At 73.3% G+C, this 16,257-nt stretch carries 11 protein-coding genes; 3 read left to right on the top strand and 8 right to left on the bottom strand.

The features are described 5' to 3' along the window. Nucleotides 1-162 precede the first annotated feature (162 nt). Nucleotides 163-1,512, bottom strand: a complete 1,350-nt coding sequence (locus tag KPL57_RS43665; protein WP_226356245.1) for an adenosylmethionine--8-amino-7-oxononanoate transaminase — start codon at nucleotides 1,510-1,512, stop codon at nucleotides 163-165. Nucleotides 1,513-1,553: 41 nt separating this feature from the next. Between KPL57_RS43665 and KPL57_RS43660 the strand changes: the two genes are divergently transcribed. Further along, nucleotides 1,554-2,447 carry a PaaX family transcriptional regulator C-terminal domain-containing protein gene (locus KPL57_RS43660; protein WP_226356244.1) on the top strand — a complete coding sequence of 298 codons (894 nt, stop codon included), beginning with the start codon at nucleotides 1,554-1,556 and terminating at the stop codon, nucleotides 2,445-2,447. Between the two features lie 98 nt (nucleotides 2,448-2,545). Here the strand turns inward: KPL57_RS43660 and dnaE are convergent, their stop codons facing one another. Continuing rightward, the gene (dnaE, locus tag KPL57_RS43655; protein ID WP_226356243.1) at nucleotides 2,546-6,094 is read right to left on the bottom strand and encodes a DNA polymerase III subunit alpha; all 3,549 of its coding nucleotides are present in this window, start codon (nucleotides 6,092-6,094) and stop codon (nucleotides 2,546-2,548) included. 345 nt (nucleotides 6,095-6,439) lie between these two features. Here dnaE and KPL57_RS43650 point away from each other — a divergent pair, with 345 nt between their 5' ends. Beyond that, nucleotides 6,440-7,066, top strand: coding sequence for an HAD-IA family hydrolase (locus KPL57_RS43650; RefSeq protein ID WP_226356242.1), 627 nt, complete (start codon nucleotides 6,440-6,442; stop codon nucleotides 7,064-7,066). 697 nt (nucleotides 7,067-7,763) lie between these two features. Here the strand turns inward: KPL57_RS43650 and KPL57_RS43645 are convergent. The 5 genes from KPL57_RS43645 to KPL57_RS43625 are packed head-to-tail and all read right to left on the bottom strand — an operon-like array spanning nucleotide 7,764 to nucleotide 12,320. Continuing rightward, nucleotides 7,764-8,486 carry a hypothetical protein gene (locus KPL57_RS43645; protein ID WP_226356241.1) on the bottom strand — a complete coding sequence of 241 codons (723 nt, stop codon included), beginning with the start codon at nucleotides 8,484-8,486 and terminating at the stop codon, nucleotides 7,764-7,766. A gap of 3 nt (nucleotides 8,487-8,489) precedes the next feature. Next, entirely contained in the window at nucleotides 8,490-9,401 is a 912-nt protein-coding gene (locus tag KPL57_RS43640) for an RluA family pseudouridine synthase (RefSeq protein WP_226356240.1), read from the bottom strand. Between the two features lie 10 nt (nucleotides 9,402-9,411). Then, nucleotides 9,412-9,960 carry a signal peptidase II gene (lspA, locus tag KPL57_RS43635; RefSeq protein ID WP_226356239.1) on the bottom strand — a complete coding sequence of 183 codons (549 nt, stop codon included), beginning with the start codon at nucleotides 9,958-9,960 and terminating at the stop codon, nucleotides 9,412-9,414. Nucleotides 9,961-10,003: 43 nt separating this feature from the next. After that, nucleotides 10,004-11,497 carry a potassium/proton antiporter gene (locus tag KPL57_RS43630; RefSeq protein ID WP_226356238.1) on the bottom strand — a complete coding sequence of 498 codons (1,494 nt, stop codon included), beginning with the start codon at nucleotides 11,495-11,497 and terminating at the stop codon, nucleotides 10,004-10,006. A gap of 13 nt (nucleotides 11,498-11,510) precedes the next feature. Then, nucleotides 11,511-12,320 (bottom strand): bifunctional 2-polyprenyl-6-hydroxyphenol methylase/3-demethylubiquinol 3-O-methyltransferase UbiG, encoded by an 810-nt coding sequence (locus KPL57_RS43625; protein WP_226356237.1) that lies wholly within the window; start codon nucleotides 12,318-12,320, stop codon nucleotides 11,511-11,513. A gap of 66 nt (nucleotides 12,321-12,386) precedes the next feature. On the opposite strand from KPL57_RS43625, the gene KPL57_RS43620 reads away from it, so the two are divergent. Then, nucleotides 12,387-13,001, top strand: coding sequence for a hypothetical protein (locus KPL57_RS43620; protein WP_226356236.1), 615 nt, complete (start codon nucleotides 12,387-12,389; stop codon nucleotides 12,999-13,001). 23 nt (nucleotides 13,002-13,024) lie between these two features. Here KPL57_RS43620 and ileS read toward each other — a convergent pair whose 3' ends face one another. After that, the gene (gene ileS / locus KPL57_RS43615; RefSeq protein WP_226356235.1) at nucleotides 13,025-16,210 is read right to left on the bottom strand and encodes an isoleucine--tRNA ligase; all 3,186 of its coding nucleotides are present in this window, start codon (nucleotides 16,208-16,210) and stop codon (nucleotides 13,025-13,027) included. Nucleotides 16,211-16,257: the final 47 nt, after the last annotated feature.

Here is a 16,257-nt window from a genome sequence, read left to right as displayed (position 1 = left end):
GCCGACACCGTTTCACTCCGACCACGGAAACGGATCATGATGAGAGCGCTTCTCATCGTTTCGGACGCCCACGACGAAACGCCCGGTCAGCGCCGTACACCTCTGCGTAACGTGAGGTGGAACACACCGAAGTCCACCGGATCGGTGGCCCGGATCACGGTCTCAGTGCTGATCGCGGTGCGGTTCCCGCTGCCCCGCAAGGGCTGCGGCCCGCATCCCGGCGGTGATCAGCGCGACGTCGTCACGGGTGCTGACGAACGGCGGCATCGCGTAGACGAGGTTGCGGAAGGGCCGCAGCCAGACCCCGGCGAGCACCGCGGCGGCGGTCGCGGCGGCGACGTCGACCTCCTCGGCCATCTCGACGACACCGATCGCGCCCAGGATCCGGACCTCCCGCACCCCCGGCAGCGACCGGGCGGGGGCCAGCCCGGCGCGCAGCCCGGCGGCGACGTCCTTCACCTCGCGCCGCCAGTCGCGTTCGAGCAGCAGCGACACCGAGGCGTGGGCGACGGCGGCGGCGAGCGGGTTGCCCATGAACGTCGGCCCGTGCATGAGCACGCCGGCCTCGCCGTCGGTGATGCCGCGGGCCACCCGGCTGCTGCACAGGGTCGCGGCCATCGTCAGGTAGCCGCCGGTCAGCGCCTTGCCGACGCACATGACGTCCGGGGCGACGGCGGCGTGGTCGGCGGCGAACAGCTCGCCGGTGCGGCCGAAGCCGGTGGCGATCTCGTCGAACACGAGCAGCACGTCGTGGGCGTGGCACAGCTCGCGCAGCACGTGCAGGTAGCGGGGGTCGTGGAAGCGCATCCCCCCGGCGCCCTGCACCACCGGCTCGACGACGACCGCGGCCAGCTCGTCGGCGTGGGTCTCGACGAGCTCGGCGAGGTGGGCGACGTAGTCGTGGGTGAAGTCCTCGGGCGGGGCGTCGGCGAACACCTGCTGCGGGAGGACGTCGGACCAGAGCGAGTGCATGCCGCCGTCGGGGTCGCAGACGCTCATCGCGCCGAAGGTGTCGCCGTGGTAGCCGCGCCGCCACGTCATCAGCCGGTGCTTGCCGGGGCGGCCGCGGGACCGCCAGTACTGCAGGCACATCTTGATGGCGACCTCGACCGACACCGAGCCGGAGTCGGCCAGGAACACGTGCTCCAGCCCCTCCGGGCTGACGTCCACGAGCAGCCGGGCCAGGTCGACGGCCGGGCCGTGGGTCAGGCCGCCGAACATCACGTGGCTCATCCGGCCGAGCTGGTCGCGCACCGCCGCATCGAGCCGCGGGTGGCGGTAGCCGTGGATGGCCGACCACCACGACGACATCCCGTCGACGAGCTCACGGCCGTCGGGCAGCCTCAGCCGCACCCCCTGCGCGGACTCCACGACGATCGGCGCCCGGGTCGCCGGCATCGGCGCGTAGGGGTGCCAGACGTGGTCCCGGTCGGTGGCGAGCAGTGCCCCCGTGTCGAGCGGGGATCCGGAGAGGGTCGGGTCCGGGACACGCCCGGGGCCTGCGGTGGTCACGGACGCCCACGCTAGTGCCGACCCTCTACGCTGGCCCGACCATGGCCACGCCCGACTCCGTGTACGAGCCGGAGGGGCCCGACGGGTCGGCCCTGCGCCGTCGCGAGCTCGGGCAGACCTCCGCCCGATCGTTGCTGCTCACCGTGCTGGGCGAGTTCGTCCTCCCGGCCGGGGAACCGGTCTGGACCCGGGCCCTGCTCGACGTGCTGGGCGCGCTCGGGGTGGAGGCCAAGTCGGCCCGCCAGGCGCTGGCCCGCACCGCGGGCGAGGGCCTGCTGACCTCCGACCGCGACGGCCGCCGGGTCCGCTGGTCACTCACCCCCGCCGGGTCGCAGCTGCTGTCCGACGGCGCCGCCCGGATCTACGGCTTCGGCCGTCCGACGACCGGCTGGGACGGCCGCTGGCTGGTCCTGCTCGCATCGGTCCCGGAGTCGCGCCGACGCCTGCGCCACCGGCTGCGCACCCGGCTGGCCTGGGCCGGGCTGGGCTCCCCCGCCCCCGGGGTGTGGGTCAGCCCCGACCCCGGCAAGGAGGCCCGGGTCGCGGCGGTGCTCGACGAGCTCGACCTCGCCGGGTCCGGGTACTCCTTCGTCGGGCACTACGGCGGCATCGGCCGCGCCGACGACATCGTCGCCCAGGCCTGGGACCTCGACGTCGTGGAACGGGCCTACTCGGCGTTCCTCGACGAGTTCGGCCCGCACCTCGACCCGGACTCCGACGCGTCCGCCGCCGACGACGGCTGCGACGTCCTCGCCCGCCAGGTCCGCCTGGTCCACGCCTGGCGACGGTTCCCGTTCCTGGACCCCGAGCTGCCCGCCGAGCTGCTGCCCGAGCAGTGGGCCGGGTCCCGCGCGGCGGAGCTGTTCACCACGCTGCACGAGCGCTGGGACGCCCCCGCCCGCGCCGCCTGGGTCGACCTGGCCCGCCGAGCCTGAGCGCCGCGCCGGACCGGTCGGTGCCACAGCCACACCCCGTCCCGGGCACCCACACCCGTGGCAACGGGGTGTGGACACCCGGCGAGGGGTGTGGCTGGTCAGCCGCCGAGGCAGCCGGGGCCGAGCAGAGCCTTCAGGTCCCCCATCAGCGCCGAGGTGTGCATGACCTTGAGCGAGTCGTCCAGCCGCAGGGCCGTCATCTTGGTGCCGTAGACCAGGGTCAGGTGCACCTCGGAGGTACCGGGGTGGTGGGTCAGCACCTCCTTGAGCTTCGCGACGCGCTCGGGGGTGCACTGGTCGGTGCGCAGGCTGACCCGGATCGGCAGCCCGGCCTCGCCGGTGGCCAGCTCGGGCACCGCGAGGTCGTTCGCGATCAGCGAGACGCGGTCGTCGCGCTTGTTGACCCGCGCCTTGACCAGCACGATCGCGTCCTCGGCGACGTCGACGCCGACCACCTGGTACGCCCGCGGGAAGAACAGCACCTCGATGCCGCCGGCGAGGTCCTCGATCTGCGCCGACGCCCACGGCTCGCCGTTCTTGTTCACCCGGCGGTTGACGTTGGCGAGGATGCCGCCGACCGTGACCTGCGCACCCTCGGCGACCGAGCCCTCGACGATGTCGGCGATCGACGTGTCGGACTTCGCGGCGAGCGCCTGCTCGAGGCCCTGCAACGGGTGCCCGGACACGTAGAGACCGAGCATCTCCCGCTCGACGGCGAGCTTGTGCTTGGTGTCCCACTCCTCGTCGGGCACCTTCACGTCGAAGATGCCGCCGAGGCCGCCGTCGTCGCCCTCGCCCGGGCCGTCCAGCGACCCGAACAGGTCGAACTGGCCCATCGAGGCGGCCTTCTTGGTGCTCATCACCGCGTCGATGGCGTCGGCGTGCACGAGCAGCAGGCCCTTGCGGGAGTGGCCGAGCGAGTCGAACGCGCCCGCCTTGATCAGCGACTCGACGACCTTCTTGTTGCAGACGACCGCGTCGACCTTGCGCAGGAAGTCGGAGAAGTCGACGAAGTTCCCCTTCTCCCGCCGCGCGGCGACGATCGCGTCGACGACGTTGTGCCCGACGTTGCGGATGCCGCCGAGGCCGAAGCGGATGTCGTCGCCGACCGGGGCGAAGTTGCGCACCGAGTCGTTGACGTCGGGCGGGAGGACCGTGATGCCCATCCGGCGGCACTCCGCCAGGTAGACCGCGGCCTTGTCCTTGTCGTCGCGCACCGAGGTGAGCACGCCGGCCATGTACTCGGCCGGGTAGTTCGCCTTGAGGTAGGCCGTCCAGTAGGACACCACGCCGTAGGCGGCGGAGTGGGCGCGGTTGAAGGCGTAGTCGGAGAACGGGAGCAGGATGTCCCAGAGCGTCTTGACCGCGGCCGCGGAGTAGCCGTTGTCCTTCATGCCCTGGGCGAAGCCGGCGTACTCCTTGTCCAGGATCTCCTTCTTCTTCTTGCCCATCGCGCGGCGGAGCAGGTCCGCCTGGCCGAGCGTGTAGCCCGCCAGCACCTGCGCGATGGACATGACCTGTTCCTGGTACACGATCAGGCCGAAGGTCTCACCGAGGACGTCCTTGAGCGGCTCGGCCAGCTCCGGGTGGATCGGCGTGATCTCCTGCCGGCCGTTCTTGCGGTCGGCGTAGTCGTTGTGCGCGTTCGCGCCCATCGGGCCCGGGCGGTACAGCGCGCCGACCGCGGAGATGTGCTCGAACTCGCTGGGTGCCATGCGGCGCAGCAGGTCCCGCATCGGACCGCCGTCGAGCTGGAACACGCCGAGGGTGTCACCGCGGGAGAGCAGCTCGTAGGTCGGGCGGTCGTCGAGCTCGACCTTGTCCAGGTCGACGGCGGGCTTGCCGTTGAGCTCGATGTTCTCCAGGGCGTCGTCGAGGATGGTGAGGTTCCGCAGCCCCAGGAAGTCCATCTTCAGCAGACCGATGGTCTCGCAGACGCCCATGTCGAACTGCGTGATGATCGCGCCGTCGGACTCGCGGCGCTGGATCGGGATGACGTCGATCAGCGGCGTCGAGGACATGATCACGCCCGCGGCGTGCACACCCCACTGCCGCTTCAGTCCCTCGAGGCCCCGCGCAGTGTCGACGATCTCCTTGACCTGCGGGTCCGCCTCGTAGAGGGCACGGACCTCGGTCGCCTCGGAGTACCGCTTGTGCGACGGGTCGAAGATGCCCGACAGCGGGATGTCCTTGCCCATCACCGCGGGCGGCATGGCCTTGGAGATGCGGTCGGCGACGGAGTAGCCGGGCTGGCCGAAGAGCACCCGCGCCGAGTCCTTGATCGCGGCCTTCGCCTTGATCGTGGAGTAGGTGATGATCTGCGCGATCCGGTCCTCGCCGTACTTCTCGGTGACGTAGCGGATCATCTCGCCGCGCCGGCGCTCGTCGAAGTCCATGTCGATGTCGGGCATCGACACACGGTCCGGGTTCAGGAACCGCTCGAAGATCAGCTTGTGCCGGATCGGGTCGAGGTCGGTGATGCCCAGGACGTAGGCGACCAGCGAGCCCGCCGCCGAGCCACGGCCGGGGCCGCAGCGGATGCCGACCGACTTGGCGTGCTGGATGAGGTCCGCGGTCACCAGGAAGTAGCCGGGGTAGCCCATCTTGATGATGACGCCGACCTCGTAGTTGGCCTGCTGGCGGTACTTCTCGGTGACGCCGTCGGGGAACCGCATGTGCAGTCCCCGCTCGACCTCCTTGATCAGCCAGGACTCCTCGGTCTCCCCCTCGGGGACGGGCGCCTTGGGCTGGAGGTCCTGGCCGGTGGTGAAGTCGATGTTGCAGCGCTCGGCGACGAGCAGCGTGTTGTCGCAGGCCTCGGGGTGGATCGGGTCCCAGAGCTGGCGCATCTCGGCGGCGGACTTGAGGTAGAAGTCCTGCGCGTCGAACTTGAACCGGTTCGGGTCCGCGAGGGTCTTGCCGGTCTGGACGCACAGGAGCACCTCGTGCGCCTTCGTGTCGTCCGGGTAGGTGTAGTGCAGGTCGTTCGTCGCGAGGCCGGGCAGGTCGAGCTTGTCCTTGAGCCGGAACAGCTCCTCCTGGACCTGCTTCTCGATCCCGATGCCGTGGTCCATCAGCTCCAGGAAGAAGTTGTCCTTCCCGAAGATGTCCCGGTAGTCGCTCGCGGCCTGGCAGGCGGCGTCGAAGTCGTTCTGCTGGAGCAGGCGCGCGACCTCGCCGGACGGGCAGCCCGTCGTCGCGATCAGGCCCTTGCCGTACTTCTCCAGCAGCTCGCGGTCCATACGCGGCTTGTAGTAGTACCCCTCGAGGCTGGCCAGCGAGGAGAGCCGGAAGAGGTTGTGCATCCCCTCCGTGTTCTCCGCGAGCAGCGTCATGTGGGTGTACATGAGGTCGGGGTTGTTCTCGCTGCCGTTGCCCAGCGCGGTGCGCTTGCGCTCGTGCCGCGACCCGGGCGCGAGGTAGCCCTCCATGCCGATGATCGGCTTGACGTCGTGCGCCTTCGCCTTGCGCCAGAACTCGAAGGCGCCGTACACGTTGCCGTGGTCGGTCATCGCGATGGCCGGCATCTCGTGCTTGGCGGCCTCGGAGAACAGGTCGTCGAGCCGGGCGGCGCCGTCCAGCATCGAGAACTCGGTGTGCGTGTGCAGATGGACGAAGGAGCGGTTCCCGGATCCGGCACTGCCCATGTGTGTCCCGCGCTCCTCTCCCGCGCCGCTGGGACGGCGCGGACCTCCGCTGGTGCGCACGCCCGTCGGGGCGGACGTGCCGACACCGGGCCGGTGGCCCGGACGGGCAGGGACGACGGCGCCGGTGCGCGGACCTGGCGGGGCCCGCTCGCCGGAGCCGGTGGACCCTGCGGGTCCGGACCGACCGGATCGGTGAGGGCCCCAGCGTAACGGTGGGGTCCGACGGTTCCGGCGACGGCGGCCGGGCACGATCGGGGTCCGCGTGTCGGGCCTGCTCACCCCCTGTCCACCCCGGACGACGGCGTGTCGCGGACGGCCCGGACGGCGGGTTAGGGTCGGGCCACGATGCCCACCACCCCCGAGCCGACGACGCCGCCGAGCACGGTGGTGTTCGACCTCGGCGAGGTGCTGGTGCCGTCCGCGGGCCTGGAGCGCCGGCTGGCCGGGGTGTTCGCCGTGCCCGAGCCCGCGCTGCGCGAGGCGTACTGGCGCCATCGCGCCCGGCACGACCTGGGCGACCCGCCGGACCGCTACTGGACCGCCGTCTGCACCGACCTGGGCCTGGCGCCCGGGCGCGCCCGGATCGACGCCGCGGAGAAGGTGGACGTGACGCATCGGTCGACCCTGCCGCCGTCGTCGTCGATGCTGATCGCCGACCTCGCGCGGGCCCGGGTGCGCCTCGCCGTGCTGTCCAACGCGCCGCGCGGGCTGGCCTCCGCGGTGCGTGCCGCGGCCTGGAGCAGCCCGTTCGACCGGTTGCTGTTCTCCGCCGACGTGGGCGCCGCGAAACCGTCGCAGGACATCTTCCGGCGCGCCGACGTCGAGTTCGGCACCGCGCCGGAGCAGGTGCTGTTCTTCGACGACCGCGTCGACAACGTCCGCGCCGCGTCCGCGCACGGCTGGGACGCCCACCGCTGGGAGGGCGCCGCCCGGGCCGTGCGGGTGCTGCGCGAGCGCGGGGTGCTGGGCTGACCGGTCCCCCGGGACCCTCCGCCAGCGACGGTGCGGCCCCGTGGGTCCGTCGACCGCAGGCACCGTCGGCTCATGATCGGCACACATGCAGTGATCGGTACCGGATGTGGCACCGATCGCTTCCATCACGGCGATCATGGCCGGGCTCGGGGCCGGGCGGCCGGGGCCGGAGCCCCGACCGGGCGACCCCATGATCGACGTCTGTGCAGCGATCGGTGCCACATCCGGCACCGATCGGCTCGGTCGTGGTGATCATGGCCAGGCGGCCGGGAAAACCGGTACCACCGGAGACGCGGTACCCGAGATCGGCGCATGCGCAGCGATCGGTGCCGCATCCGGCACCGATCACATCCGTCGCGGCGATCATGACCGTCGGAACCGGCACGAGGTTCGCGCGCAGCCGGGCCGGACGGGCGCGGGTGGGCCGGCACCGGCCGACCCCCATGATCGACGTCTGTGCAGTGAACGGTGCCGCGGCCGGCACCGATCGCTTCCGTAACGGTGATCATGGCCAGGCTGCCGGGGGTGGCCAGGGCCGCGCGGCCGGACGGGGCCGGGCACAGGCGGGCAGAAGCCAGGGTCGGCCAGAGACCGCGAGGCCGGATGAGGTCCGCGGCCGGACAGAGGCCAGGTCGAACGAGGGGCCAGGGCAGGGAACGCGGCTCAGGGACGCGCTCGGCCCGGGGACGAGCGCAGCTCAGGGGACGGGGCCGTCGTCGGGCGGCGGGCTCGCGGTGGTGGTCTGCTCCGGCAGCAGCGGCGACAGCGCCAGCTCCGGTGCGCCGGTCCCGGCCGGCGCGGCCTGCACGCCGCGCACCCCCGGGCGCGCGGCGAGCGCCTCGAGCCCGGCCCGGTCGGCGGTCACGACCAGCGCGATGACGCAGGCGCAGCCCGGGTCGGCGAGCGCGCGTCGCTCGGCGGCGCCGACGGCGGCCCGCCGGGTCAGTGCCGCGCGGGCCTCCGGGGTGGCCGCTCCCCCACCGTCGCGGGCGGCGCGGTCGGCGTCGGCCTCGGCGGCGTAGGCGGCCCGCTCCCGGGCGACGCCGAGCGCGGCCGCCGGGTCCCCGGTGCCGGTGACCGGCTCGAACCGCAGCGCGGTCTGCACCCGGTCGAAGGGCACGCGGAACACCGCGGTCGTGGTCTGCGTCCCGGAGCCCGCGGCCGCGGCGTCGGACGGGGTCAGCGGGCGGGTGAACTGCACGAGCGCGGGCACGGACACCCCCGGTGCGGGCAGCGTCGCGGGCAGCCCGGCGAGGTAGCCGGCGACGTCCTGGCCGGGGTCGGGACCCAGCCGCACCGACCCCGTCGCCGCCGGGGGCCCGGCCGACGGCCCGGACCCGGCGGCCCAGACCGCACCGAGGAACACCACCGCCATCGCCGCGGCGATCCACGCCCAGGCCCGGGTGCTCAGACCGGTCACGTGTCAGTCCCGCAGGACGTCCAGCGCCGCGTCGAGGTCGGCCGGGTAGGGGCTGGTGAACTCGACGTGCCGCCCGTCGGCAGGGTGGGCGAACCCGAGTGTGCGGGCGTGCAGCCACTGCCGGGACAGCCCGACCCGCTTGGCCAGCGTCGGGTCGGCGCCGTAGGTGATGTCGCCGACGCAGGGGTGGCGCAGCGCGGAGAAGTGCACCCGGATCTGGTGGGTGCGCCCGGTCTCCAGGTGCACGTCGAGCAGGCTCGCCGAGCGGAACGCCTCGATGGTGTCGTAGTGGGTGACGCTGGGCTTGCCGCTCTGCATCACCGCGAACCGGTAGTCGTGGCGCGGGTGCCGGTCGATCGGGGCTTCGATCGTGCCCGACGACGGGTCCGGGTGCCCCTGCACGACGGCGTGGTAGCGCTTGTCGACGGTGCGTTCCTTGAAGGCCCGCTTGAGCTCGGTGTAGGCGTGCTCGGAGGTGGCGACGACCATCACCCCGGTGGTGCCGACGTCGAGCCGGTGCACGATGCCCTGCCGCTCGGCGGCGCCGGAGGTGGACAGCCGGAACCCGAGCGCGGCGAGCCCGCCGGTCACGGTCGGCCCGGTCCAGCCCGGGGAGGCGTGCGCGGCCACCCCGACCGGCTTGTCGACGACGACGATGTCGTCGTCGGAGTGCAGCACCGTCAGGCCCGCGACGACCTCCGCCGGGCCCTCGATGACCGCCGGCGCGGGGGCGTCGGGCAGCTCGACCTCCAGCCAGGACCCGCCGGGCAGCCGGTCGGACTTGCCGGCCTCGCGGCCGTCGACCGAGATCCGGCCGGACTCGGCCAGGGTGGCGACGACGGTCCGGGACAGGCCCAGCAGCCGGGACAGCCCGGCGTCGATCCGCATGCCGTCCAGCCCGTCGGGCACCGGCATGCTGCGTACCTCACCCACGTTCGCGACTCCCGTCGATCTCGATGCCGCGCACGGCCATCAGCACCAGCAGGATGCCGCCGCACACGATGCCGGTGTCGGCGATGTTGAACACGGGGAAGACGCTCCCGTCCGGGGAGAAGAAGGCCAGCATGTCCACGACGTGCCCGCGCATCGGTCCGGGTGCGCGGAAGAACCGGTCGACCAGGTTGCCCAGCGCACCGCCGAGGACCAGGCCGAGCCCGATCGCCCAGCCGGTCGAGGCGAGCCGCCGCGCGATCCGGATGATCACGCCGACGACGACCACGGCGACGATCGTCAGCACCCAGGTGTAGCCGGTGGCCATGGACCAGGCGGCGCCCGGGTTGCGCAGCAGCGTGAGGTAGAAGAACCCGTCGATCACGGTGACCGGCCGCTGCCCCTCGAGCGTGGCGACGGCGGCGATCTTGGTGACGAGGTCGAGCGCCAGCCACACCGTGGCGATGCCCGCCAGCAGCGCCACACCGCGCCGTCGTACGGCGGGGTCGATCGGCGCGGTGGGGGGTGGGGGGTCGGCACTCACACCCCTGATTATGCGGGTCGCCCCGACACCGCCGACCGGCCGGTCAGCCGCCCCGCCCGCTCGGCCGGCCCCTGCCCTCGTGCCAGCGGACCAGCTTGCCGCCACGGTCGACGTCGCGGATCCGCTGCTCGGTGTCCTCCCGGTTGTCCCGGGTGCTGACGACGAGGAACTGGTCACCCTCGCGCAGCCGGGTGTCCCCGCCCGGGGAGAACGCCTCGGCGTCGCGCACGACCAGGCTGACCGTGGCCCCGCGGGGCAGCCGCAGCTCGCGCAGGTAGACCCCGTGCAGCCGGGACCCGGGGGGCACCTTCACCTGCAGGAGCTCGGCGTCGACCTCGTCGAGCGGTGCGGCGTCGACCTCGACGCCGCGGGTGTCGGTGCGCGAGACCACCCCGAGCAGCCGTGCCACCCACGGCAGGCTGGTGCCCTGGACCAGGGTGAGCAGCACGACCAGCACGAACACGACGTCGACCAGCCGTTCGTTCTGCCCGCCGCCCTCGGTGACCGCGACGAGGGCGAGCACGATCGGCACGGCTCCGCGCAGCCCCGCCCAGGACAGGAACGCCTGCTCGCGCCAGGGCACCCGGAACGGCAGTGCGGCGGCGGCCACCGACAGCGGCCGCGCGGCGAGCAGGACGACCGCGGCGCAGATCAGCGCGGGCACCACGGCCGCGGGCAGCCGCTCGGGCACCGCGTACAGGCCGAGCAGCACGAACAGCCCGATCTGGGCGATCCACCCGGTGCCCTCGGCGAAGGAGACGACGCCGCTGCGGTGCGGCAGGCGGGCGTTGCCCAGCACCAGCGCGGCGCAGTAGGTGGCGAGCAGCCCCGAGGCGTGCACGCCCTGCCCGGCGGCGAAGGCCAGCAGGCAGGACGCGATCGCCGCGAGCGGGTACAGACCGGTCGACGGCAGCGCGGCGCGGCGCAGCGTCCACGCCGAGCCCAGCCCGAGCAGCACGCCGACGACGGCGCCCGCGACGAGCTCGTAGACGATCAGCAGCGGCGTCGTCCAGCTGATGGCCTCGGTCCCGGCCAGGACGACGACGGCGATCACCACCGGCGCGTCGTTCATCCCGGACTCGAGCTCCAGGGTCCCGGCGAGGCGTTGCGGAACGGCGACCCCGCGCAGCACGGAGAACACCGCGGCGGCGTCGGTGGAGGACAGCACCGCGCCCCACAGCAGCGCGGTGCGCCACTCCAGGTCGAGCAGCAGGTGCAGCAGCCCGCCCGCGACGGCGATCGACACCAGCACCGACAGCGTCGACAGCAGCAGCCCGAGCCCGAGCGCGGGCCGCACCGCCGACCAGCGGGTGGTGAGCCCGCCCTCGGTGAGGATCAGCACGAGCGCGGTGAGGCCGAGGGACTCGGTGAGGCCGGTGTCGTCGAACGGGATGCCCAGCACGGACTCGCCGAGCAGCACGCCGATGCCCAGGTAGAGCAGCAGCGACGGCAGGCCGAGCCGCACCGAGACGCGCACCGCGAGCACGCCGAGCAGCAGCACCCCCGCGGAGATGCCGAGCAGCAGTTCCAGACTCACCGGGGCCCCCTGCTCAGGGCGACCAGGTCAGGGTGACGGCGTCGGTGCGCCGCGGCGGGAGGTCCACCAGCGCGGCGGCGACCTCCCCGACGCGGTCGGCGGGCAGGCAGAGCCGGCGGGTGACCCAGGCGGCGTCGTGCGGCAGGAGGGCCGCCCGGGTCCAGGTCAGGACCTCCGGGTCGACGCCCTGCTGTTCGCGCAGCACCGCGACGGCGTCGTCGTGGGTCGCCGACGGCGGCCGGACCACATCGTGGAAGCGCACCCACAGCGGGTCCAGCCAGGCCAGCGGGTGCTCGGTCAGCATCTCGACCACGACGCCGCCGATCCCGCCCCGGGTGCGGACGGCGCCTGTCAGCGCGGCGAGGAACGGGGGCAGGTCGACGACGTTGTGCAGCACGTGGTGGCAGACGACGACGTCGTGCCGCCCGGCGTCGGCGGCCGCATCGGGCCAGCTGCCGTGCACGGTGCCGTGGGGCAGGTCCCGGGCGCGGGCCGCCGCGGTGAACACCGCCAGCATGTCGGCCTGCCGGTCGACGCCGACCACCCGCGCCACCGGCGACGGCTCGGGCCACGCCGCGCCGAACGCGGCGTCCCCGCCCCCGCAGCCGACGTCGAGCACCGACGCCCCGGCGCAGGTCCACGCGGCGGCACGCTCGGCGATCGCCCGCGCGACCCGGTGCGACGGCGTGACGGCCGGCTCCGCCGGCGGGGTGAAGTCGGCGGGGTCGTGGGTCCACGGGTCGGCGGGGGCGTGGCGGAGGACGCGGTCGGGGATCCCGCGGCCGGTCTGGCGTTCCCACCACCGTTCCGCCGCGTCACCCATGGGGTGAGGATAGGGCCCGGTGGTTCTGCGGAGTCCCGGCCGGTCCCGGTCGGCCAGACTGCCCCCGTGCCCGATCGATCCCGTCCGCCCCGGTGGTGGCTGCCGCTCGTCGTCGCCGTCGCGGTCGTCCCCACCGCGCTGGTGCTGTGGTCGCAGCACGAGCCGCTGCCGTCACCGGCCGAGGGCGCGGCGCTGCTGGTCGAGGCGGCGACGGGCCGGGAGCACTCCGGCGTCACCGCCGACTGCCGGGTCCTGGACGGTGACGACCCGGTCCTCGGCTGCCGGATGCGCGACGACGAGGGCCGCCACGGCTGGGGCACCGTGCGCGTCGACGAGACGTGGGTGGAGGGCTCCCGCGGGCGCACCCCGCAGGACGTCGTGCGGACCCGCTGGGACTTCCCGGTGTCCGCCGACGGCGTCGCGGAGCTGGACGTGGTCGTCCCCGGCGTCGGCCCCGGCCCGACCGGGACCGACACGCTGGCCGGGGTCCTGATGTCCGCCGTGCGCGACCCGCTGCGCGCCGCGGGCCACGACGCGGTGCTCCTGACCCCGCGCTGCCCGCCGGTGCCCGAGGGCGCGACGGTCGCGTGCCGGGTCGACGGGGTCCCGGCGACCGTCGAGGTCACCCGGGTCTCCGGCGCCGACCACCGCGTCCGTCTCACGGTGACACCCCGCCCCTGAGCGGTGGTCGGCGCCGGTACCGGTCAGGCGCGGGCGACCGCGGCCGACAGCGTGACCGACGCGCCGTCGGGGCCGACGACCTGCCCGCTCGACGCGCCGTCCCCGGCGGCGCCGTAGGCGACCGAGGTCGCCAGCACCTCCCCGGCGACGAACGCCTCGTGGGTCCGGACGGCGTCGAGCACCGCGTCGGGCCCGTCGAGGGTCAGCGCGATCCGGTCGGACACGTCCAGGCCCGCGTCGCGGCGGGCCTGCTGCACGACACGCACGACGTCGCGGGCGGTGCCCTCCGCGGCCAGCTCCGGCGTCACCGTGGTGTCGAGGACGACGAGCCCCGCGTTCCCGGGCAGGGCCTGGGTCCGCTCCGGGTCGGCGGCGACGAGCTTCTCGGTGAACTCGCCCGGCTGCAGCGCGATCCCCGCGGCGACGACGGTGTCGCCCTCCTGGGTCCACTCCCCCGCCTTGACCGCGCGGATACAGGTCTGGACGTCCTTGCCCAGGCGCGGTCCGGCGACCCGGGCGTTGACGGCGATCTCGAACCGGCCGTGCGTGGCGACGTCGTCGGTCAGCTCGACCGAGCGGACGTTGACCTCGTCGGCGAGCAGCCCGGTGAAGTCCTCCAGCGCCTTGGCGTCGGTCGCGGCGACGGTGAGCGCGGGCAGCGGCTGGCGCACCCGCACCTTCGCGGACTTGCGCAGCGACAGCGCCGCGCTCGCGACCTGCCGGATCCGGTCCATCCCGGCGACGAGGTCGGCGTCGTGGGGCAGCCCGGCTCCGGCCTCGCGGTGCGAGACCGACGGGTCGGACCCGGCGGGCCAGTCGGTGAGGTGCACCGACCGCTCCCCCGTGAGACCGCGCCAGACGGCCTCGGTGGTCAGCGGCAGCAGCGGCGCCGCGACCCGGCAGGTCACCTCCAGAACGGTGTGCAGGGTGTCGACGGCGTCGCGGCGCACCGCGTCGTCGCTCGACCAGAACCGCTCGCGGGACCGGCGCACGTACCAGTTGGTGAGGGTCTCGGCGTGGTCGCGGATCCGGTCGCAGGCCCCGGCGATGTCGTAGGCGTCCATGGCCGCGGTGACGCCGTCGACGAGGTCGGCGGTCTTGGCCAGCACGTACCGGTCGAGTACGTGCGGGCTGTCGGTGCGGAACGTGCCGCGCTCCCCGCCGGCGTAGAGCGACAGGAAGTACCAGGTGTTCCACAGCGGCAGGATCGCCTGGCGGACGCCCTCGCGGATGCCCTGCTCGGTGACGACGAGGTTGCCGCCGCGCAGGATCGGGCTCGCCATGAGGAACCACCGCATGGCGTCGCTGCCGTCGCGGTCGAAGACCTCGTTGACGTCGGGGTAGTTCTTGCGCGACTTGGACATCTTCGCGCCGTCGTCGCCCAGGACGATGCCGTGCGCGACGCAGTTGCGGAACGCGGGCCGGTCGAACAGGGCGGTGGCCAGCACGTGCAGCGTGTAGAACCAGCCGCGGGTCTGGCCGTTGTACTCGACGATGAAGTCGCCCGGGTAGTGGTGCTCGAACCAGTCGCGGTTCTCGAACGGGTAGTGGACCTGCGCGAACGGCATCGAGCCGGACTCGAACCAGCAGTCGAGCACCTCCGGCACCCGGCGCATGGTCGAGCTGCCGGTGGGGTCGTCCGGGTTGGGCCGGGTCAGCTGGTCGACGTAGGGCCGGTGCAGGTCGGTCGGGCGCACGCCGAAGTCGCGCTCGATCTCGTCGAGCGAGCCGTAGACGTCGGTGCGCGGGTAGCGCGGGTCGTCGGACTGCCACACCGGGATCGGGCTGCCCCAGTAGCGGTTGCGGGAGATGCCCCAGTCGCGGGCGCCCTCCAGCCACTTGCCGAACTGGCCGTCGCGCACGTGCGCGGGCGTCCAGTCGATCTCCTGGTTGAGCTCGACCATCCGGTCCCGGAACCGGGTGACGCGCACGAACCAGGAGTCGACGGCGCGCTGGATCAGCGCGTTGCCGCAGCGCCAGCAGTGCGGGTACGGGTGGTCGTAGGTCTCGTGGCGCAGCAGGACGCCCTGCGCGTGCGCGTTGCCGTCCTTGAGGTCGCGGATGACCTGCGGGTTCGCGTCGAACACCTGCATGCCGGCGTAGGGCGGGACCTCGGTGGTGAACTCGCCGCGGGAGTCGACCGGGTTGACGACCTCGATGCCGGCCGCGTCGGTGACCTCCTTGTCCTCCTCACCGAAGGCGGGGGCGATGTGGACCAGCCCGGTGCCGTCCTCGGTGGTGACGTAGTCCGCGGCCAGCACGCGGTGGGCGTTCTCGCGGCCGGTGAAGAAGTCGAACGGCGGGGTGTAGCCCGCGCCGAGCAGGTCGGACCCCTTCACCCGCGCCAGGACCGGCGGCTCCTCCCCCAGCTCGCGGGCGTACGCGGCGACCCGGGCCTCCGCGAGCAGCCAGCGCTCGGAGTCCGCCTCCACCACCACGTAGTCGACGTCGGGGTGCACGGCCATGGCGAGGTTCGACGGCAGGGTCCACGGGGTCGTCGTCCAGACCAGGGCGAGGACGCCGTCGGTCTCCGGGCGGTCCGGCGTCGACAGGCGCAGCCCGACGGTGACGGCCGGGTCCTGCCGGTCCAGGTAGACGTCGTCCATCTTGGTCTCGGTGGCGCTCAGCGGCGTCTCGCAGCGCCAGCAGTACCAGAGCACCCGGAAGCCGGAGTAGACGAGCCCCTTGTCCCACAACGACTTGAACGCCCAGAGGACGGACTCCATGTAGTCCAGGTCCAGGGTCTTGTAGTCGTTGTCGAAGTCGACCCAGCGGGCCTGGCGGGTCACGTAGTCGCGCCACTCGCCGGTGTAGCGCAGCACGGAGGTGCGGCACGCCTCGTTGAACGCGGCGACGCCCATCTCATCGATCTCGGACTTGTGCTTGATGCCGAGCTGGTTCTCGGTCTCGACCTCGGCGGGCAGGCCGTGGGTGTCCCAGCCGAAGCGGCGCTCGACCCGGTGGCCGCGCATGGTGCGGTACCGCGGGACGACGTCCTTGACGTAGCCGGTCAGCAGGTGGCCGTAGTGCGGCAGACCGTTGGCGAAGGGCGGGCCGTCGTAGAAGACGTACTCGTCGGCCCCGTTCTCGCCGGCGGGGCGCCGGTCGACGGAGGCGCGGAAGGTGTCGTCGGTGTCCCACGACGCGAGCACGTCCTGCTCGAGCGTCGGGAACGACGGGTGCGCCGGGACGTCGGGATAGCCGCTCACGTGTGTCGCTCCTCGTGCGTGCTCTCGCTTCGCACGGGGACGACGAC

The organism is Pseudonocardia sp. ICBG601 (genome assembly GCF_020496245.1).
Note: the sequence above shows the minus strand (reverse complement) of the source record. Positions and strands in the feature narration are given on the sequence as shown.

Excerpts from the sequence above, each read along its gene's own strand:
- KPL57_RS43650 (WP_226356242.1), top strand. The coding sequence starts at position 6,440 with ATGCCCACCACCCCCGAGCCGACGACGCCGCCGAGCACGGTGGTGTTC.
- dnaE (WP_226356243.1), bottom strand. The coding sequence starts at position 6,094 with ATGGGCAGTGCCGGATCCGGGAACCGCTCCTTCGTCCATCTGCACACG.
- KPL57_RS43625 (WP_226356237.1), bottom strand. The coding sequence starts at position 12,320 with ATGGGTGACGCGGCGGAACGGTGGTGGGAACGCCAGACCGGCCGCGGG.
- KPL57_RS43640 (WP_226356240.1), bottom strand. The coding sequence starts at position 9,401 with ATGCCGGTGCCCGACGGGCTGGACGGCATGCGGATCGACGCCGGGCTG.
- KPL57_RS43660 (WP_226356244.1), top strand. The coding sequence starts at position 1,554 with ATGGCCACGCCCGACTCCGTGTACGAGCCGGAGGGGCCCGACGGGTCG.